Consider the following 16493-nt stretch of genomic DNA (forward strand, 5'->3'; position numbering starts at 1 on the left):
TCGTCCAGCAAAAGGTCGATCCGCTCGCGCGCTGTCAGCTTGCCCTTGGCGTGCTGGGCCGCCACACGCGCCTCGCCGCCGCCCGCACGCGCATGTTCGCGACGACGATCCAGTTCCTCGAGAATATGCTGCACGGATGGACTCCCCTACGCCGGCCGGCCTCGTGATCACTGGGGCCGTCTTGTCGATCGAGGGGTAGAGCCGCGCGGCCGGGCTGGCAAGCCAGCCCCTGCGGCAGCGCAACAACGCTCTTGCGGCTGACGATGCTCAGCGCAGCGCCGTGAACCACCGCTCCAGCGCCAGGGCCTCGATGGCCAGGTTATCTGCCCGCAACCGGGCCTCGGCGTCCTGACCCCAGATATCGGCCTGGAAGGTCTCTTCCAGACGCGACAGATCCAGCGCCCCCTGGCCGTCCAGTTCGCCCGCGCGAATGGCAAGGGCCAGGACCGTCGAGCCCAGCAGACCGGCGGCATAGGCGACACCGGCCAGACTGAAATCGTCCAGTGACAGCGCCAGACCTTCGACGGCGTCGAGGGTCTGTTGCGGTTGCGGCGTATGGATGATCCCCGTCACGGGCGTGAAGGTCACGCCCAGCGTCTTGCCGGCCCAGTCCAGCACCGGCTGCCACTCGCGCGTCTGGCGCTCGACCAGGGGTGTCGGATGGTCAGCGCGGTAACACAGCAGGTCGGATCCGGCATAGGCGGCGACCTCCCTGGCAACCTCAGCGCGGGTCTCGGAAATGCGGTCGATGGCGGTGAAGGCCAGGCGCGTGGCCGGCATGATCGTGGAATCGATGACCTTGGCCTGAGCTTCCCACTCGTCGGCGACCAACTGCGCCAGGGCCTGACTGGGCAGCACCAAGGGCGACCTGGCCGGCGATTTGGGCGTACGACCGTCCAGCAGTACGGCGAAACCGCTCTCGACAAGTCCAATCGTCGCCGCCTTGTAGAACCGGCGGGGCTTTTCGATTGGCGGGGTCTTTTCGGCCACGGATAATGGTCCTTTAAGCGGCGGTTTTGCGGATCCGGCGACGGATCGTCATCTTCCGGGCGTTGAATGATCAAGAACGGCCTCGAACACAAGGCCCGGACACATCAGGCCGGACACACAAGGAGAGAGCGCACTTGTCCCTGCCCTCCAAGGATATGATGGCGGCCCTGGCCGTGACGCGCTTTGGCCTCGGCGCGCGTCCGGGCGACATCGCCGCCGCCCGGCGCGATCCGCGCGGCTCGCTCATCGCCCAGATCGACGGACGCGGCGCCGATCAGCCGCAGGACAACCCGGAGACCTCGGCCCAGCGTTTCATCGCCATGCGCGCCTATCAGGAGCTGCGCCGCGAAGCCAGGGACGACGGCGACCCCAAGACGGTCGCCGTCCAACAGGCCAACAAGGCCATTCGCGAGAAGGCCGCCGCCGACTTCCTCGCCCGGGCGAGACTGGGGGCCGGCACGCCGGACGGCTTTCGCGAGCGCTGGGCATTGTTTTGGGCCAACCATTTCACCGTCTCGGGCACCAAGGAGCTGACCGCCGTCATGGTCGGTCCCTTCGAGCAGGAGGCGATCCGGCCCTACGCCTTTGGCCGTTTCGAGGACATGCTGGTGGCATCCAGCACTCATCCCGCCATGCTGACCTATCTGGACCAGAGCCAATCGGTCGGGCCCGGCAGCATGGCGGGCGCCCGCAATGGCCGACGCGGCCTGAACGAGAACCTGGCCCGCGAGATCCTGGAACTGCACACCGTCGGCGTCGAGGCGGGCTATGGCCAGGCCGACGTCACCGAATTCGCCCGCGCCCTAACCGGCTTCACCGTCGGGCGTGAAAACGAGGACCGGGCCGGCCAGTTCGTGTTCCGGGAAAATGTCCACGAGCCGGGCGCCCGGAGCGTCATGGGCAAGACCTACAAGGACGGCGACATGGGCCAGGGCCTGACGATCCTGAAGGACCTGGCGGCCCACCCGGCCACGGCGCGCCACGTCGCCTTCAAGATCGCCCGCCACTTCGTCGCAGACGATCCGCCGCCGGCCCTGGTGGCGCGACTGGAGCAAAGCTTCCTCAAGAGCGGCGGCCGGCTGGACCGCGTGGCCCGCACTCTGGTGGAGTCGCCCGAAGCCTGGGATCCGGCTGCGACCAAGTTCAAGGCGCCCTACGAGTTCCTCATCTCGTCCTGGCGGGTGATCGGCGCGCAGCCGTCGGCCTATGAGCGCATCACCGTGCCGCTGATCGGTCTCGGGCAACGCGGCTTCTCGCCGCCTTCGCCCAAGGGCTGGTCCGACATGGCGGGCGAATGGTGCTCGCCCGACGGCCTGATCAAGCGGCTGCAATGGAGCCAGGCCTTCGCGGCTGTGGTCGCCGACCGCTTGGATCCCAACGAGGCCGCCTCGGCCGCCCTGGGCGCTCGCCTCACGGCCCCGACCGCCCAGGCGGTGGCGCGGGCCGAGACCCGCAGCGAAGCCGTCGCTCTGTTGCTAATGAGTCCGGAGTTCCAACGCCGATGACCGATCTGCCAATGATGAACCGTCGCCGCGTGCTGGCTTCCGCCGCAGGCCTTGGCCTGTCGGTCACCTTTCTGGGCCGCCCCGCCCTAGCCGGCACCGACAGCGCGTTGGACAAGCGCAAGCTAATCGTCGTGATCTGTCGCGGCGGCATGGACGGCCTGTCGGTCAGCCCACCGGTCGGCGACAGGGACTATGAGGGCCTGCGGCGGGGCATCGCCGTCAAGCCGGAGGATGGCCTGAAGCTGGACGGAACCTTCAGCCTGCATCCGGCCCTGACCTCGGTCCACGCCCTAGCGCTGAAGGGTCAGGCCCGGATTGCGCCGGCAGTGGCCTCGCCTGACCGCGCCCGCTCGCACTTCGAGGCTCAGGACGTGCTGGAGAGCGGCTCGGCCCAGGTCTATGCCACTACGTCGGGCTGGCTGAACCGCGCGCTTGAAACCCTGCCCGCCTCGCGCAGGGCCGGCGGTCTCTATGTGGGCGCGACAACGCCCCTGATCCTGCGCGGCAAGGTCCAGGCGGCCAGCTGGTCGCCGGGCAAGGGCGTGGACGAAATCGCGCGTCTGCCGACCCTGCTGCAGGACCTCTACAAGACCGATCCCCTGATGGGTCCGGCCTTCGCGCGCGGCCTGGAGACCGAAAGCATGGCCCAGGTCGCCATGACCGCAATGCCCCCCCCCGTCGAGAAGGACGGCATGGCGGCGTCCGGCATGATGGCCCAGCCGGCCGCTGGCCGGGGCGGACGCGAAGGCCGCGACGCCGCTCGCAAGCTAGGCGCGACCCTGGCGGGTTTCATGGTCCAGGACGGCGGCCCGCGCATCGCCGCCATCTCGCTGGACGGCTGGGACACCCATGCCGGTCAGGTGGGCCAGATCAATACGCGCCTTGCCTATCTCGACGCGGTGCTGTCGGGCCTCAACACGGGTCTGGGCGACGAGTGGAAGAATACCGTGGTGGTCACGGTCACCGAATTTGGCCGCACCGCTGGAGTGAATGGCACCAGCGGCACCGACCACGGCACGGCCTCGACGGCGCTGGTGCTGGGCGGCGCGCTGAAGCCGGGCGGGATCATCGGCGACTGGCCGGGCCTGTCCCAGATCGCCCTCTATGAGAACCGCGACCTGGCGCCGACACTCGACATGCGCGGTTTGTTCAAGGGCCTGCTGGGCGACCATATGGGCGTCGATCGCGCGGCGCTAGAGACCAAGGTGTTCCCAAACAGCGCCGAGGCGCGGGCTGTGACGGGGCTCGTCTAGAGCCCAAACCGTTGTCATCCCGGACAAGCGCATAGCGCGCAGATCCGGGACCGCGGCAAGCGCGACGCTTTGGGCGGTCCCAGATCTGCGCTTCGCTACGGCCGGGATGACAAGGTTTTGGACGCGGCGCTAAGCAGGCACGACGTCAAACGCCATCGTCAGGCGATGCTCGGGCGAGGTGAAAGCCCGGGTGCCGTGCCACATATAGGACGGGAACAGCACCAGCATGCCAGGCTCTGGCCGGACCTCGTGCTCGGGTTCCAGCGCCGGGCGGGTGACGCAGCCGGGCTGACCGAACTTGATCCAACCTTCGCGCTTGTCGTGATCAGCTACGCCGCTGGGCAGGTCCAGATAGAAGGCCGACGAGATCCACCCCTGTGGGTGCACGTGGTCGGCATGGAAGCCGTTGGGTTGCAGGCGCACCGACCAGCCACCGCTGAACCGAAAGTCACCAGTCGCCCGGCTCCGCAGCGGATCGTCACCCGGAGCAACTTCGGCGAGATATTGGGTCACGACCTTGCGGGCCTGAGCATAGAAAGCTTGGAACAGCGGGTCGGGCGACTGGTGCAGCGACGGAACCTGGCTGCCGCCGCGGAGCGATTGCTGCAGCGGGTGGGTCTTCAGGTCGTGGCGCTGCGCCAGGCGCGCGCGCAGGGCGTTGAGATAGGCCTCAAGGCTCTCCCAACCATCCGGCGTCGGCAGGGTGTAGGACCGCACCAGCGTTAGGTAGTCGGCCAGCACCGCTCGGCGTGGGTCGTCGGTCAGCCGCCAGGCCGTCGATTGCAGAGCCAAGGCGTACTGATCGAGCGGCGCGGCGGCGCGCTGGCGTTGGGCGGCCTGTGCGGCAGCCAAGGCGTCGCCGGCCGCCAGATGGGCTTCGGCGAGGGCCGTAAGCACCTGCGGCGCTTGCGGGGCGAGGCGCTCAGCGGCTTGGGCGTGAGCCAGCATGGCCGTGACCTGGCCCAGCTCTCCGGCTATGTGCGACGCGGCCAGCAGCAGGAGGGCGTCGTTCGGTTGCCCGATCAGCGCGTCGTTCAGGGTGGCGGAGGCGGCGGTCTTGTCGCCGGCGAACTCCTCGACCGTGCTCTTGAGCAGGATGAGCTGACTGTCCGAGGCGCGAGCCAGCGACTCCTTCAACGGCTGCAACGCGTGCTCGAGATCGCCCGACCGCATCCAGCGCAGCTGGGCCAGATTGCGGTGGGCGGCGGCGAAGGCGTCGCGGCGAGCAATGGCGGCTTTGAACGCGGCTTCCGCCTCATCGTAGCGGCTCTGGCCCTGCAGGGCGCGACCCAGCACCAGCCAGGCCTCGGGCGCATCCAGACCCAGGGCGATGGCCTTGCGGACCGCCGCCTCGGCCTCTTCCGCCTGGGCTAGGTCGCCCAGGGTGGCGGCTAGATTGTACCAGACAATGCGGTCGTTCGGCGTTGCGGCCACGGCCCGGCGATTGAAGACCACAGCCTCATCGTGGCGGTCGACGCCTTTCAGCGCCGCCGCATGGACGACCAGCATTCCGAAGCCCGCCAGCGGCGAGGCCGCAAGAGCGCGCGTCAGAGCGACCGCATCGGCCGCGCGGCCTTGGCCCACCAGGGCCCAGGCTTCGCGAACGACGTCAGCCGTCATCGACGCTTGATCTGCTTTTTCGCGAACGGATCCTGATCGGCCTCGTCTTCCGAGAAGCCGAACTTGGCGAAGCCGGCCTTCAACTCGGGGCTGATCGGCGCCTCGATGAACAGCATGCCGACTGAGGGGTGAGGCAACATCACCGAACGGGCGTGAAGTTGCAGCTTCAGACCCTCCGACAGCTGGGTCGACTTTTCGTCGCTGTACTTAGGATCGCCCAGGATCGGGTGGCCGATGGCCTTCATGTGGGCGCGCAGCTGGTGCGTACGGCCGGTGTGCGGGCGCAGGGCCATGAAGGTGACCCGCGGACCGGCGCGGCTGATCGAGACGAACTCGGTCTCGGCCGGCTGGGCGTCCTTGTCCTTGGGCTCGGCGGGCACGACCAGTTCGCGATCACCGACGCCGCGCTTGGCGAGATGCAGCTCGATGACGCCTTCGACGGGGTGCGGATTGCCCTGGACGATGGCCCAATAGGTCTTCTGAGCCTTGCGCTTGGCGAACGAGCCCGAAAGCCGCGCCGCCGCGCTGGGCGTCTTGCCCAGCAGCAGCACGCCGGAGGTGTCGCGGTCCAGGCGGTGGACCAGCTTGGGCCGGTTGACGCCCTCGCCCCAGGCCGACAGCAGCTTGTCGATGTGGTGGGTGGTCTTGGTGCCGCCCTGCACGGCCAGGCCGGCGGGCTTGTTCAGCGCCAGGACTTCCTCGTCCTCGTACAAAACGAGCGACTTGGCGAAGGCGATGTCGCGCTTGGACAGGGCCTGCTTCTCGTCCGGATCAGGCGCCTCTGGCAGCGGCGGCACGCGCACCTGGCTGCCGGCGACCAGCTTGGTGTCGGCCTTTACGCGCGAGCCATCGACCCGAACCTGGCCGGAGCGGAACAACTTGTTGAGCTGGATATGGTTGAGGTGGGGCCAGCGGCGCTTGAACCAGCGGTCCACCCGAGTCCCGTCCTCGCCCGCGTCCACATAGAGCGTGCGTACTTCTTTCATGCCGCGAACATCCTGCGGGCAATCAGAAGGCCCGCGAAAAGGGCCGCCACGGACAAGAGCACGCTGGCGGCGGAATAGGTGAAGGCCTGGCCGTAGGCGCGCTTCTGAATCATCAGCGCGGTCTCCAGCGAAAAGGCCGAAAAGGTGGTGAAGCCGCCCAGCACGCCGACGGCGAGAAGGACGCGCACTTGCTCGTGATTGGCGTTGCCACGGTGGGCCAGCCACGAAGCAAGGACGCCCATCAGAAACCCGCCGACCACATTGACGGTGAAGGTGCCATAGGGCCAAGCCGATCCCAGCAGCCGGTAGGCTTGAGCGCCCACCACATAGCGGGCGACCGAGCCGACGGCGCCGCCGGCGGCCACGAGAAGCAGTTTGGTCATTGGCTCCTTATGCGCCGAGCGCGGCCGAACGCCAAGTCGCGCGCCGCTTCACCGACGGGGCCCGTCTTTTGATAGCGCGATCCCGGTACATATCCCGGAGGTCGTATGCGCGGACTGTTTCTGCTGACGCTGGCCCTGATGGTCCCCGGCGGTGTCCAAGCCACGCTGCCCCCGCCGCCCGGTGGGCCGACGCCTGCTCCCCGTCTCGTCAGTTTCGCCCCACCGCCTTCCGTCGTCGTCTGCAAGGGCGGCGAAGCCAGGGTCGTCGAGAGTGCGCCGATCCATGCCCGCATCTGGCAACCCTGGATTCCACCAGTGATAGGCCGAGCGGCCCACCAGATTCCTCCGCCGCCCGCGCCGCCGACGGCCGACATCTATACATTCTCGATCGATGCTGACGGTGCGGTCATCGACCTGTCCCGCCCTATGGCGCCGACGATGTGGCCGGGCGATGAACAGGCCGCCGCGCTAGCCAAATGGCGGTTCGCGCCCGGCGCGCCGATCAAGGGATGTCGCCTGGATCTGGCCCCTACCACCGTCGCTCTCTCATAGGCCTCGCCGGCCAAGCTGTTCGAGATGATCGCGATTCAGGGGCGCCAAACGCCCGCGGTCGTACGCGAGGCCCTGTCGAAGCTGGGCGATTGCCGTCAACAGCCACAGCGACGGCCTCAGATTGTGGCGTATCCAGACCTGCGTGCGCTCGACAACACCAGCATCTCGCCGGCCTGGGCCGGTATCCAATATGGCGTCGACGCCAATGGCGCGGTGCGCGACGTGACCATCGTCGCGCGCTATGGCGAGGCCGCCTTCGCCGATACCGCCGCCGCCTCCGTCGCCGAAAGCCGCTTCCTGTCGGGCTCGCCCCGCACTGGCTGCTATGCTGTCTTCTCGGCGAGCGCCAGCGCCACGCCGGCGCGCCCCAGACCCCAGCTCAAGGCTTACAAGCGCTCGGGCGACGCCTGCGAAGCCACGCGGGAAGCCCTCAACATTCCCGAAGCCAAGATGTATCCGCCGGCCTACGGCGCGCGGAAGGTTCCAGGCTGGGCGATCCTGCGCTTCGACGTCGCGCCGTGGGGTCTGGTCGGCAATATCGAGGTGCTGGCCTCGCAGCCCAGCGACGCCTTTGGCGTGGCCGCCCGCTGCCTTGTTGCGAACGCGCGCCCGAGCCCGCCCGCCAGCGGTTGTCGCGGTTGTCTGGTCCCGGTCATATACAAGATCCCAGAACCGGCCGAAGAGGACTACTGAGCCCCGCCAACCGCGTTCTGGATCGTGGTGAACCGACACGGTAGTCGCATTGGCAACCTTGTTTCCGAACGCCCCGTTAAGTGCGGCGCAGGCATTCTGGGCGCTCCTCTTGTGAACCGAGCCCATGCCCTTCGACAGCCACGTCCAGGACGATACGACCCAGCGTCTCGCTCTGCCCGCCCCAGTCCTGCACCGGCTGGCCGGGACCGAGCTGATCGCGCGCGGTTCTGTCAATGTCATCAGCGTCAGGGCGATCCGCGCCTGGGCCGGCGACTGGTGGTCGCAGAAGCGCGGCGACGTCTGGACCTATGTCGAGCGCAAGCTGTCCGAACACCTGGACCGCAACGACATGCGGGCCCGCATTTCCGACAGTGAATTCCTGATCGCCATGAACAGCGACCAGGGCCTGGCCGCCCAGGCGACCAGTGTTCGCATCCTGGAAGACGTGCTGACCCATCTTCTCGGCTCGGTCGAGGCGAGCGACATGGGCATCAGCTCTGTGATCGGGCTGGAAAACGGCGAAGCGGTGTGTCGCCGGATCGACGCCGCCACGGTGCTGGCGGCGCGCGCCCGGCGAGACTCCAGCCGCTCGCCCGTGCGCCGCGAGGTCGAGGCCGCCGACGAGTCGAGGCGCACGCCCGTGGCCTTCACCACGGCGGCCGGCGCGGCGCTGCGCGTCGACTTCACCCTGGAACATGTAATCAGCCTGCGTCGCAACGTGGCCACGGCGATCCGCATCGAGCCGGTGGTCACCCATCTGGCCAGCGGCCGTCAGGCCAGCTCGCGCGCGGTCAGCCGCCTGCCCGACCGCGACATCGCCTTCATCGACGAAGCGACCCTGAAATATGCCGCCCTGTTCGCGCGCGGCGCCCAGGGCCACAACGTTCCCGACCTGATCCTGCCCGCCTCCTTCCGCACCCTGGGCACCCAGCGCGGTCGCGACATGCTGACCGGCACGCCGGGCCTGTCGCTGGCCCTGCTGCGCGGCGGCGTGATGATCGAGCTGATCGACATCACACGCGGCACGCCTTCGGGTCGCCTGACTGAGGTGGTGGGTCTGCTGAAAGCCCTGACGCGCGGCGTCATCGCCCGGGTTCCGCCCGAGAAGGACGCTCTGAGCGGCCTCAAGGACGCACGCCTTGCCGGCCTGACCCTGGACGCCTCTGACCTGGTCGGTCCCGCCGAACGGGTCGCCGCCGACATCATGGCCTTTGGCCGCGACGCCAAGGGCGTGGCGCCGATGACGACGCTACAGGGCCTCGCCGCCGAGGGCTATTTCGCGGCGGCCGAGACGGCGGGCATGACCCACGCCGCCCTGCGCGCCAGCCACCCGCTGGCGCCGGCGACCAAGGCGGTCGCCTAGATCAGACCGCGCCGCGGCCGTGGCCGACCGAGCGAATGATCTCTCGGGCGACATAGGCGTCGGCGTCGCGCGGCGCGGCGCCCTTGCCGAACACGACTTCCAGCGAACTGGTTACGGCCGGACCAGGGCCGAGATTGAAGCTGGTGCCCAGACCCAATCCTACCGAACTGCGCCCGCCATAGCTGCCTGACCCGCCGCCGAGCGACAGGCGCGGGCCATTGCCTGCGCCGCTGCTCGACGTCATCCGGTCGGAAACCCTGAACCAGTCATAGCCGTCACGGACCGCCAGTTCGGCGGCGCGCAGCAGCGCGTAGTCGGAAACCTGCTCGACAGGCGCGCCCGGGCCTCCCTGGAAGGTGACACGGTATCTCCCGGGCTCGAGCCGGAACTCGGTATAGCCGACGCCCGCGGGCGTGGCCTTGGCGGCATAAAGGGTGGGCGCGCTGGCGCAGCCGCTCAGCAGCGCGAGGGACAGAACCAGACCGACGAGGCGTTTCATGGCGTTTTCTCCTGCCCGTTTAACGGCTTGGCTAGGCGCGCTGTTCCGGAAGGGACAATCCCAGCTTTTCCAGCATGCCCGTCATGTCGGCCGGGATTGGCGCAGCTATCCGGCGCTCGCCGCCTTCGGGATGGGGAAACACCAAGTGTGCCGCGTGCAACATCAGGCGCGGAACCGCCGTCCCGCCGAGCATCAGCGCCCCGCCATAGCGGCTGTCGCCCGAGATTGGCCGACCAATTGAGGCCATGTGGACCCGCAACTGATGCATGCGGCCGGTGTCCGGCGACAGTTCGACCAAGGCGGCGATAGGATTGGCCGACAGGGTGCGATAGCGGCTGCGAGCGGTCTCGGCGTCGGGGTGGTCAGGCGGGCAGACCCGCATATAGGCCTCGCGGCCGATGGCCTCGCGGCGCAGCGGGCTGTCGATCATGCCACCCTTGGGCTCCGGCGCGCCCGGCGCGACGATGGCCATGTAGGACTTGCGGAAACGCTTGCCCATCAGCGCCTTGCCCAGGAACGCCGCTCCCGGCTTGGTCTTGGCGGTCAGGATCACGCCGGAGGTGTCGCGGTCCAGCCGGTGGATCAAGCGCGGACGGGGCCGCCCCGGGCGCGCGAAGGCCCACAGCAGGTCGTCGAGCGTATGGGCCTGGATGCGACCACCCTGGCTGGACAGGCCCGAAGGCTTGTTCAGCACGATGATGCTGTCGTCCTCATGGATCACCCACGACCGCGCCAAGGCGATCTCGTCCTCGGTCAGTGTGATAGGGGCGTCAGAGGCCTTGGGTTTCGGCTGGGCGGGCGGACGGCGAGGCGGGCGCGGGGTCATCGCCCGTCTTTGCGCAGCTTGTCCCACGCGTCCAGCCGTTCGCGCACCTTTGCCTCGGCCCCCACCGCCTTTGGCTCATAGAACCTCGGCCGCGCCATGCCGTCGGGGAAGTAGTTCTGGCCCGAGACACCGCCTTCGACGTCGTGGTCGTAGGCGTAGCCGTCGCCATAGCCGAGCGACTTCATCAGCTTGGTCGGGGCGTTGAGAATGTGGGCCGGCGGGGCAAGCGAACCGGACTCCTTGGCGGCGCGCTTGGCGGCCTTGAAGGCGGCGTACACGGCGTTGGACTTGGGCGCGCTGGCCATGTGGACCACGGCCTGAGCAAGGGCCAGTTCGCCCTCGGGCGATCCCAGAAAGTCGAAGGCGTCCTTCGCCGCCGTGGTCAGCAGCAGGGAAAGCGGATCCGCCGCGCCAATGTCTTCGGACGCCATCCGCACCAGACGCCGCGCGATGAACAGCGGGTCCTCGCCGCCCTCCAGCATCCGCGCCAGCCAGTAGAGCGCCGCGTCGGGATCACTCCCGCGCACCGACTTATGCAGGGCCGAGACGAGGTTGTAGTGCTCCTCGCGGTTCTTGTCGTAGGCGGGCCGACGCTTCTGCAGAAATTGGCCCAGTTGCACGGCGTTCAACGGACTGTCCGTGCCCACTGACAGCAGGGTCTCGGTCAGGGTCAGCAGATAGCGGCCATCGCCGTCGGCCATGGCGATCAGGGTGAAGCGCGCCTCGGCGTCCAGGGGCAGCTTGCGACCCTCGACCCCCTCGGCCTTGGCCAACAGGGCTTCCAGCGCCTCCTCGTCCAGCCGCTTGAGCACGAAGACCTGGCAACGCGACAGCAGAGCGCCGTTCAGCTCGAACGACGGGTTCTCGGTGGTGGCGCCGACCAGGGTAATCACCCCCTCCTCCACGAAGGGCAGGAAACCGTCCTGCTGGGCGCGATTGAAGCGGTGAATCTCGTCGACGAACAGCAGGGTGCTCTGGCCTGCCAGACGGCGACCGCGCGCCTGCTCGAACGCTTTCTTCAGGTCGGCGACGCCTGAGAACACCGCCGAAATCTGCTGGAACTCGTAGCCGCCGGCCTTAGCCAGCAAACGAGCGATGGTGGTCTTGCCGGTGCCAGGCGGGCCCCAAAGGATCATCGACGACAGGCGTTGGGCCGCCGCCATTCGGCCAATGGGGCCTTCGGGCCCCAGCAGATGCTCCTGCCCCACCACCTGCTCAAGCGTCTGGGGCCGCAGGCGTTCGGCGAGTGGTGTCGGCGCGTGCGGCGTCAGGCCGGCGGCTTGGAAAAGATCGGACATGGCTTTGGTCTACGAAATCCAGCGACCCATGACCAACGAAGAAGACCCGGCGCGAGGTTCCGCGCCGGGTCTCGGTTTCGACCGATCAGGTGTTGAATCGCGCCGTGATCCGCTGGCCGCCGCGCTCAATGGTCACGGTCCAGGCCCGGCTGCCGCTACCGGACAGCGCCGCCAGGTCGGCCACGGTGTTGATCGGGCGGCCATTGACCTCGCGAATGAAGTCGCCCGGGCGCAGGCCTGCGTTGAGCGCAAAGCCCTGGCCGATCTTGCTGACCAGCACGCCTCGGCCCGCGAAGGGGTCGGCGCCCAGGTCCTGGGCTACGGCGGGCGACAGGTTCAGCACCGTCGCCCCGTCGAAGGGATTGCGACCAGTCAGGGTCTTCTGGTCGCGGGGCGGGTTTTCAGGCGCGGCCTCAGCGCGGACGGTCAGGGTCTGCTCGCGCTCGCCCCGACGGATCACCATCGGCACGCGGTCGCCGACCTTGTGGGTGCCAATCGCGAAGGCGCCGCCGCCTTCGTCGTTCACGACCTTGCCGTCGATCGACAGGATGATGTCGCTTTCCTGCAAGCCTGCCTTGTCTGCCGAGGAGCCGGGATAGACCTGGGCCACCAGCACGCCGCGCGGCGCAGCCATGCCCAGGCTGCGGGCGATCTCGGCGGTGACGGGCTGGCCCTTCACGCCCAGCCACGGACGCACGACACTATTGCCGCCGCCTAGAGCGGCGTTGACGACCTGCTTGACCACGGCGGCCGGGATGGCGAAGCCCACGCCGCTGGACGAGCCCGAGCGCGAGATGATGAAGGTGTTGATGCCGATCAGGTCGCCATCCATATCGACCAGCGGACCACCGGAATTGCCGGGATTGATCGAGGCGTCGGTCTGGATGTAGCTGCCGAAATCGGCCGCGCCCACGTCGGTGCGGGCCAGGGCCGAGATGATGCCGTTGGTCACCGTCTGGCCGACGCCGAACGGGTTGCCCAGGGCCAGGACCAGATCGCCGACTTCCAGCACTTCCTGGTCGTCGATGGCCATGACCGGCAGGCGCTCGCCCTTGGTGTCAATTTTCAGCACAGCGAGGTCAGCGCGCGGATCGTCGAGCAGGACGGTGGCGATGAATTCGCGGCGGTCGGCCAGCTGGACGGTGATCTCGCCCCGGCCTTCGACAATGCCCTCGATATTGTGGTGGTTGGTGATGATCACCCCATCAGCGCGGACAATGGCGCCCGAGCCCAGAGAGCCTTGCACCTGTTCGCGCGGCGCGCCGCCGCCTCCGCCCATGAAGAAGTCCCAGAACGGATCGACGCGCTGGCGCACCACGCGCTTGCTGGCGACGTTGACCACGGCCGGCGCGGCCCTTTTCACCACGGGCGCGAATGAGGCCTTCATCGAGACGGGATCGCTGGGGGCGCGACGCGTGGGCTGCGCCAAGTCCGGAATCGACTGGGCGCTGGACTGGTCTTGCGGCGAACACGCCGCCAGCAGGACAAGAGCGGGAAGCAAAGCGCGATGGGCTCGCATGGGTGTGGAGCATCTCCTTGGAAGCGACCCGGACATCAGCCGAGCTTTCAGGCGCATTGATGGCCGCGCGGTGACCTAACCTGTCAGGCCGGGCGCGGTTCCGCTGAGATAGGGTGTGCGAAACGGAACGCCAGACCCGTCGCGGCCAGCATCAGCGCCGCGGCGATCAGCACCGGCAGGCCCGGCATGTGCAGGGTCGCATCGTTCCGCACCGCCCAGGCGAAGGGAGCCAGATACAGCGTCGGCCCGATGATCGAGGCGATACCCATCATCGCCGAATTGGCCCCCTGCAGCTGTCCCTGCTCCTGCGGTGAGACCCGGCGGGTCATCAGCCCCTGCAGACCCGGCTGGATCAGGCCCGAGAAGGCGAAGATGGGCAGGCCGCACAGATACAGCCATCCGGTCGGGGCCAGGGCGTAGATCAGGAAGCCGACACAGCCCGAAAACAGGCCGATCATCAGCGCGCCGCGCTCGCCGACCGCTTTGACGATCCGTCCGACCAAAAACGCCTGCAGCAGGATGCCTGCCACGCCGCTGCCCATCAGGGTCAGGCCGATCACCTGCGGCGACCACTGATAACGGAAGCCCATATAGAGCACGAAGACCGACGGCAGGACGTTGTGGGCCAGCTGGAACAGGAAGCCCACGCCAGCCAGACCCATCAGGTTGGGCTTGCTGGCCAGCAGGTTCAGCGAACCGACCGGATTGGCCTTCTTCCAGTCGAACCGCTTGACCCGACGCTCGGGCGGCAGGGATTCGGGCAGCACGAAGTAGCCATAGAGCCAATTGCACAGGGCCAGGGCCGCGCAGACCAGGAACGGCAGACGATGGTCGAACTGCCAAAGGAAGCCGCCCAGAGCCGGGCCGAAGGTGAAGCCGACGCCGAACGCCGCGCCCATCAGACCAAAGCCCTTGGCGCGGTTCTCCGGCGTTGTGACGTCGGCGACATAGGCGCCGGCCGTCGAAAAGCTGGCCGCCGTCATGCCGTTGAATATCCGGCCGATGAACAGCCACCAAAGGCTGGGCGCGAAGGCCATGAAAAGGAAGTCGATCCCCAGGCCGAAGATCGAGGTCAGGATCACCGGACGACGACCGAAGCGGTCGGACAACATGCCCAGGACCGGCGAGCAGAAGAACTGCATCACCCCCCAGGTGGTGGCGAACAGCACGGTCCAGTCAGCCGCCGCAGCCGTGTCGCCACCGCCAAAGCGCTTCAACAGTTCCGGCAACACAGGGATCATCACGCCCAGCGACAACACGTCGAGGACGGCGGTGATGAAGATGAAACCGAGCGCCGCCTGTCGCCGTCCGCCCTTGATGGTCTGAGTCATGTGTCGCCCTCCCCGGCGGCCCCTAGTTGCCGTTCCGCCGCCTTGACCGCAAGGCCGTCTAGCAGCTCGCGCCACCATTCCCCGTGCCGGCGCAGGAACAGGCCGTCGGGGAAATTGTGACGCGCCACATGCGCCTTGGGCACGCTGTCCCAGCCACGATGCTCGACGGTCACCCGCGTTTCGTCCTCGACGGCTTCGAAGCGCACCTCGACCTCGGTGTCCATCTCGGGCGCGAAGGTCGCCTGCCGCCAGCCGACCATCAGGCGCTGGCCCGGCTCCCAGACCCTCACCTTGCCGACCTCAAACACCTTGCCGGACGCCAGGCGCTCGACCAGGCGATGACCGTCTTCGTCCTCCTCGAAGGCCATGGTCCCCGGCGACTTGGGCGTGAAGGCAAACAAGGAATTGGGCCGCCACCAGGCGCCGATCTCGGTGGTGAAGGCCTCGAACACCCGGGCCGGCGGCGCCTTGATGCGCAGGGCGACGACGACGCGCGAGCTCATGAGCCCTCCACATGGGCCTTCAGCGCCGACAGCTGGTCGACCCAATGGGTCTCGGCGATCTCCAGCCAAGCCTTGAGCTCGTCCATAGGTCCGGCCCTCAGGTGATAGACGCGCACGCGGGCGTCGAAATCGGGATGGCTTTCCTCGACCAGATCCGCTTGGCGCAGGGCGCGCAGGTGGCGGCTCATGGCCGGCGGGGTCAGGCCGACGGCCTCGGCCAGTTCTCCGGCCCGATGCGGTCGCTCGCGCAGCAGGTCGACGACCCGTCGGCGGTGCGGATCGGCCAAAGCGGCCAGGGTTCGATCGATGGAGGCGGTCACGAGGCCCCATTGGCGGCATCGAACGCCTTCAGCAGGGTCTTGGAGGCCACGCCTTGCCAAGCCGAGGTCAGGGCGCCGGTCGCCGTCGCCTCGCCGCAAGTCGTCAGACACAGCAGCGTCGCGCCCTTGGCGCCCCAGCCGCCCTTCACGGGCTCGAAGATCGCCGGATCGACCAAGACCAGCATCTCTTGCCGCTCGGGCGTCAGCTTGACCATGCCGAAGCCAGCGTCGGGATAGCCGAGCGTGGCGAAGATGCGGCCGGCCCGGAAGTCGACCGTGCCCATGTGAGAGCTCTCGATCGCGCCAGGCAGCGACAGGGCGATGCGGCGAAAGTCGTCCTGCGTCACACCTGCCCCGTGATCTTCAGGCCAATGCGGCGCTCCATTTCCTCGACGGACACCTCTTCGACGTTGCGCGACACCGTCCAGATGTGCCCTTCCGGGTCCCGACAGCGATAGGTGCGGTCGCCATAGAACTGAGTCGAGGGCTCGGCGATGATCTCGGCGCCGGCCGCCCGCGCGCGTTCGCAATGGGCGTCCAGCTCGCCGTCCACCAGCTGGATATGAACCGTCTGGGTGTTCTTGTGGTCGATCGAGGCCGGGCTCTTGTGATCGGCGCTCCACTCATTGCCGATCATCACGCAGCCACTGCCGTAACGCATTTCGGAATGGGCCAGATTGCCCTCGGCGTCCTCGATCAGGAAGAATAGCTCAAACCCGAAAGCCTCCTCCAGCCACGCCAGAGCCGCCTTGGGGTTGCGGTAACAGACCGCCGAGATCAGGTTGGGACGCCAGTCAGCCATCGTGTCGCTCCGTTTCGGATATCGACAATATTTAACGCATATCGAAACTA

Annotated in this window: 19 protein-coding genes; 5 read left to right on the forward strand and 14 right to left on the reverse strand. The window is 67.9% G+C overall.

What is annotated here, in order from left to right; translation table 11 throughout:
- On the reverse strand, nucleotides 1–134 hold a 134-nt coding region (locus ACP69S_RS18790), incomplete at its 3' end, for a hypothetical protein (protein WP_425999928.1).
- A gap of 133 nt (nucleotides 135–267) precedes the next feature.
- Nucleotides 268–990, reverse strand: a complete 723-nt coding sequence (locus tag ACP69S_RS18795) for an ATP12 family chaperone protein (RefSeq protein ID WP_425999846.1) — start codon at nucleotides 988–990, stop codon at nucleotides 268–270.
- Between the two features lie 134 nt (nucleotides 991–1124).
- Here ACP69S_RS18795 and ACP69S_RS18800 point away from each other — a divergent pair, with 134 nt between their 5' ends.
- Both ACP69S_RS18800 and ACP69S_RS18805 read left to right on the forward strand, forming a co-directional pair.
- A complete protein-coding gene (locus tag ACP69S_RS18800; protein ID WP_425999848.1) occupies nucleotides 1125–2495 on the forward strand; it encodes a DUF1800 domain-containing protein in 1371 nt (456 codons plus the stop codon).
- Nucleotides 2492–3748, forward strand: coding sequence for a DUF1501 domain-containing protein (locus ACP69S_RS18805; protein ID WP_425999850.1), 1257 nt, complete (start codon nucleotides 2492–2494; stop codon nucleotides 3746–3748). The genes ACP69S_RS18800 and ACP69S_RS18805 overlap by 4 nt, the downstream gene beginning before the upstream one ends.
- Nucleotides 3749–3877: 129 nt before the next feature.
- Here the strand turns inward: ACP69S_RS18805 and ACP69S_RS18810 are convergent, their stop codons facing one another.
- The 3 genes from ACP69S_RS18810 to crcB are packed head-to-tail and all read right to left on the reverse strand — an operon-like array spanning nucleotide 3878 to nucleotide 6737.
- Nucleotides 3878–5368 carry a putative 2OG-Fe(II) oxygenase gene (locus ACP69S_RS18810; protein ID WP_425999851.1) on the reverse strand — a complete coding sequence of 497 codons (1491 nt, stop codon included), beginning with the start codon at nucleotides 5366–5368 and terminating at the stop codon, nucleotides 3878–3880.
- Nucleotides 5365–6354, reverse strand: a complete 990-nt coding sequence (locus ACP69S_RS18815; protein WP_425999853.1) for an RluA family pseudouridine synthase — start codon at nucleotides 6352–6354, stop codon at nucleotides 5365–5367. The genes ACP69S_RS18810 and ACP69S_RS18815 overlap by 4 nt, the downstream gene beginning before the upstream one ends.
- On the reverse strand, nucleotides 6351–6737 hold the full coding sequence (gene crcB, locus ACP69S_RS18820) for a fluoride efflux transporter CrcB (protein WP_425999855.1): 387 nt from the start codon (nucleotides 6735–6737) through the stop codon (nucleotides 6351–6353). Before crcB ends, ACP69S_RS18815 begins: the two co-directional genes overlap by 4 nt.
- A gap of 105 nt (nucleotides 6738–6842) precedes the next feature.
- On the opposite strand from crcB, the gene ACP69S_RS18825 reads away from it, so the two are divergent.
- From ACP69S_RS18825 to ACP69S_RS18835, 3 genes are all read left to right on the forward strand, one after another.
- Nucleotides 6843–7289, forward strand: coding sequence for a hypothetical protein (locus tag ACP69S_RS18825; protein WP_425999857.1), 447 nt, complete (start codon nucleotides 6843–6845; stop codon nucleotides 7287–7289).
- A gap of 123 nt (nucleotides 7290–7412) precedes the next feature.
- Complete coding sequence (locus ACP69S_RS18830) at nucleotides 7413–7982, forward strand: energy transducer TonB (protein ID WP_425999859.1); 570 nt, start codon at nucleotides 7413–7415, stop codon at nucleotides 7980–7982.
- 124 nt (nucleotides 7983–8106) lie between these two features.
- On the forward strand, nucleotides 8107–9345 hold the full coding sequence (locus ACP69S_RS18835; RefSeq protein WP_425999861.1) for a hypothetical protein: 1239 nt from the start codon (nucleotides 8107–8109) through the stop codon (nucleotides 9343–9345).
- Nucleotide 9346: 1 nt separating this feature from the next.
- On the opposite strand, the gene ACP69S_RS18840 is transcribed toward ACP69S_RS18835, so the two are convergent.
- The 9 genes from ACP69S_RS18840 to ACP69S_RS18880 form a co-directional block, all read right to left on the reverse strand.
- Entirely contained in the window at nucleotides 9347–9844 is a 498-nt protein-coding gene (locus ACP69S_RS18840) for a CC0125/CC1285 family lipoprotein (RefSeq protein ID WP_425999863.1), read from the reverse strand.
- A gap of 31 nt (nucleotides 9845–9875) precedes the next feature.
- Nucleotides 9876–10670, reverse strand: a complete 795-nt coding sequence (locus ACP69S_RS18845) for an RluA family pseudouridine synthase (RefSeq protein WP_425999865.1) — start codon at nucleotides 10668–10670, stop codon at nucleotides 9876–9878.
- Nucleotides 10667–11968, reverse strand: a complete 1302-nt coding sequence (locus ACP69S_RS18850; protein WP_425999866.1) for a replication-associated recombination protein A — start codon at nucleotides 11966–11968, stop codon at nucleotides 10667–10669. The genes ACP69S_RS18845 and ACP69S_RS18850 overlap by 4 nt, the downstream gene beginning before the upstream one ends.
- A gap of 85 nt (nucleotides 11969–12053) precedes the next feature.
- Entirely contained in the window at nucleotides 12054–13523 is a 1470-nt protein-coding gene (locus ACP69S_RS18855; RefSeq protein WP_425999868.1) for a Do family serine endopeptidase, read from the reverse strand.
- A gap of 47 nt (nucleotides 13524–13570) precedes the next feature.
- Nucleotides 13571–14818 carry a TCR/Tet family MFS transporter gene (locus ACP69S_RS18860; RefSeq protein ID WP_425999870.1) on the reverse strand — a complete coding sequence of 416 codons (1248 nt, stop codon included), beginning with the start codon at nucleotides 14816–14818 and terminating at the stop codon, nucleotides 13571–13573.
- Nucleotides 14815–15321 carry an SRPBCC domain-containing protein gene (locus ACP69S_RS18865; protein ID WP_425999872.1) on the reverse strand — a complete coding sequence of 169 codons (507 nt, stop codon included), beginning with the start codon at nucleotides 15319–15321 and terminating at the stop codon, nucleotides 14815–14817. Before ACP69S_RS18865 ends, ACP69S_RS18860 begins: the two co-directional genes overlap by 4 nt.
- Nucleotides 15318–15641, reverse strand: coding sequence for an ArsR/SmtB family transcription factor (locus ACP69S_RS18870; RefSeq protein WP_425999874.1), 324 nt, complete (start codon nucleotides 15639–15641; stop codon nucleotides 15318–15320). Before ACP69S_RS18870 ends, ACP69S_RS18865 begins: the two co-directional genes overlap by 4 nt.
- Nucleotides 15638–15988: an MmcQ/YjbR family DNA-binding protein gene (locus tag ACP69S_RS18875; RefSeq protein WP_425999876.1), complete on the reverse strand. Its 351-nt coding sequence runs from the start codon at nucleotides 15986–15988 to the stop codon at nucleotides 15638–15640. The genes ACP69S_RS18870 and ACP69S_RS18875 overlap by 4 nt, the downstream gene beginning before the upstream one ends.
- Nucleotides 15985–16443 (reverse strand): VOC family protein, encoded by a 459-nt coding sequence (locus ACP69S_RS18880; RefSeq protein WP_425999877.1) that lies wholly within the window; start codon nucleotides 16441–16443, stop codon nucleotides 15985–15987. The genes ACP69S_RS18875 and ACP69S_RS18880 overlap by 4 nt, the downstream gene beginning before the upstream one ends.
- Nucleotides 16444–16493 lie beyond the last annotated feature (50 nt).

This window comes from Caulobacter sp. DWR1-3-2b1 (genome assembly GCF_049895765.1).
GTDB lineage: Bacteria > Pseudomonadota > Alphaproteobacteria > Caulobacterales > Caulobacteraceae > Caulobacter.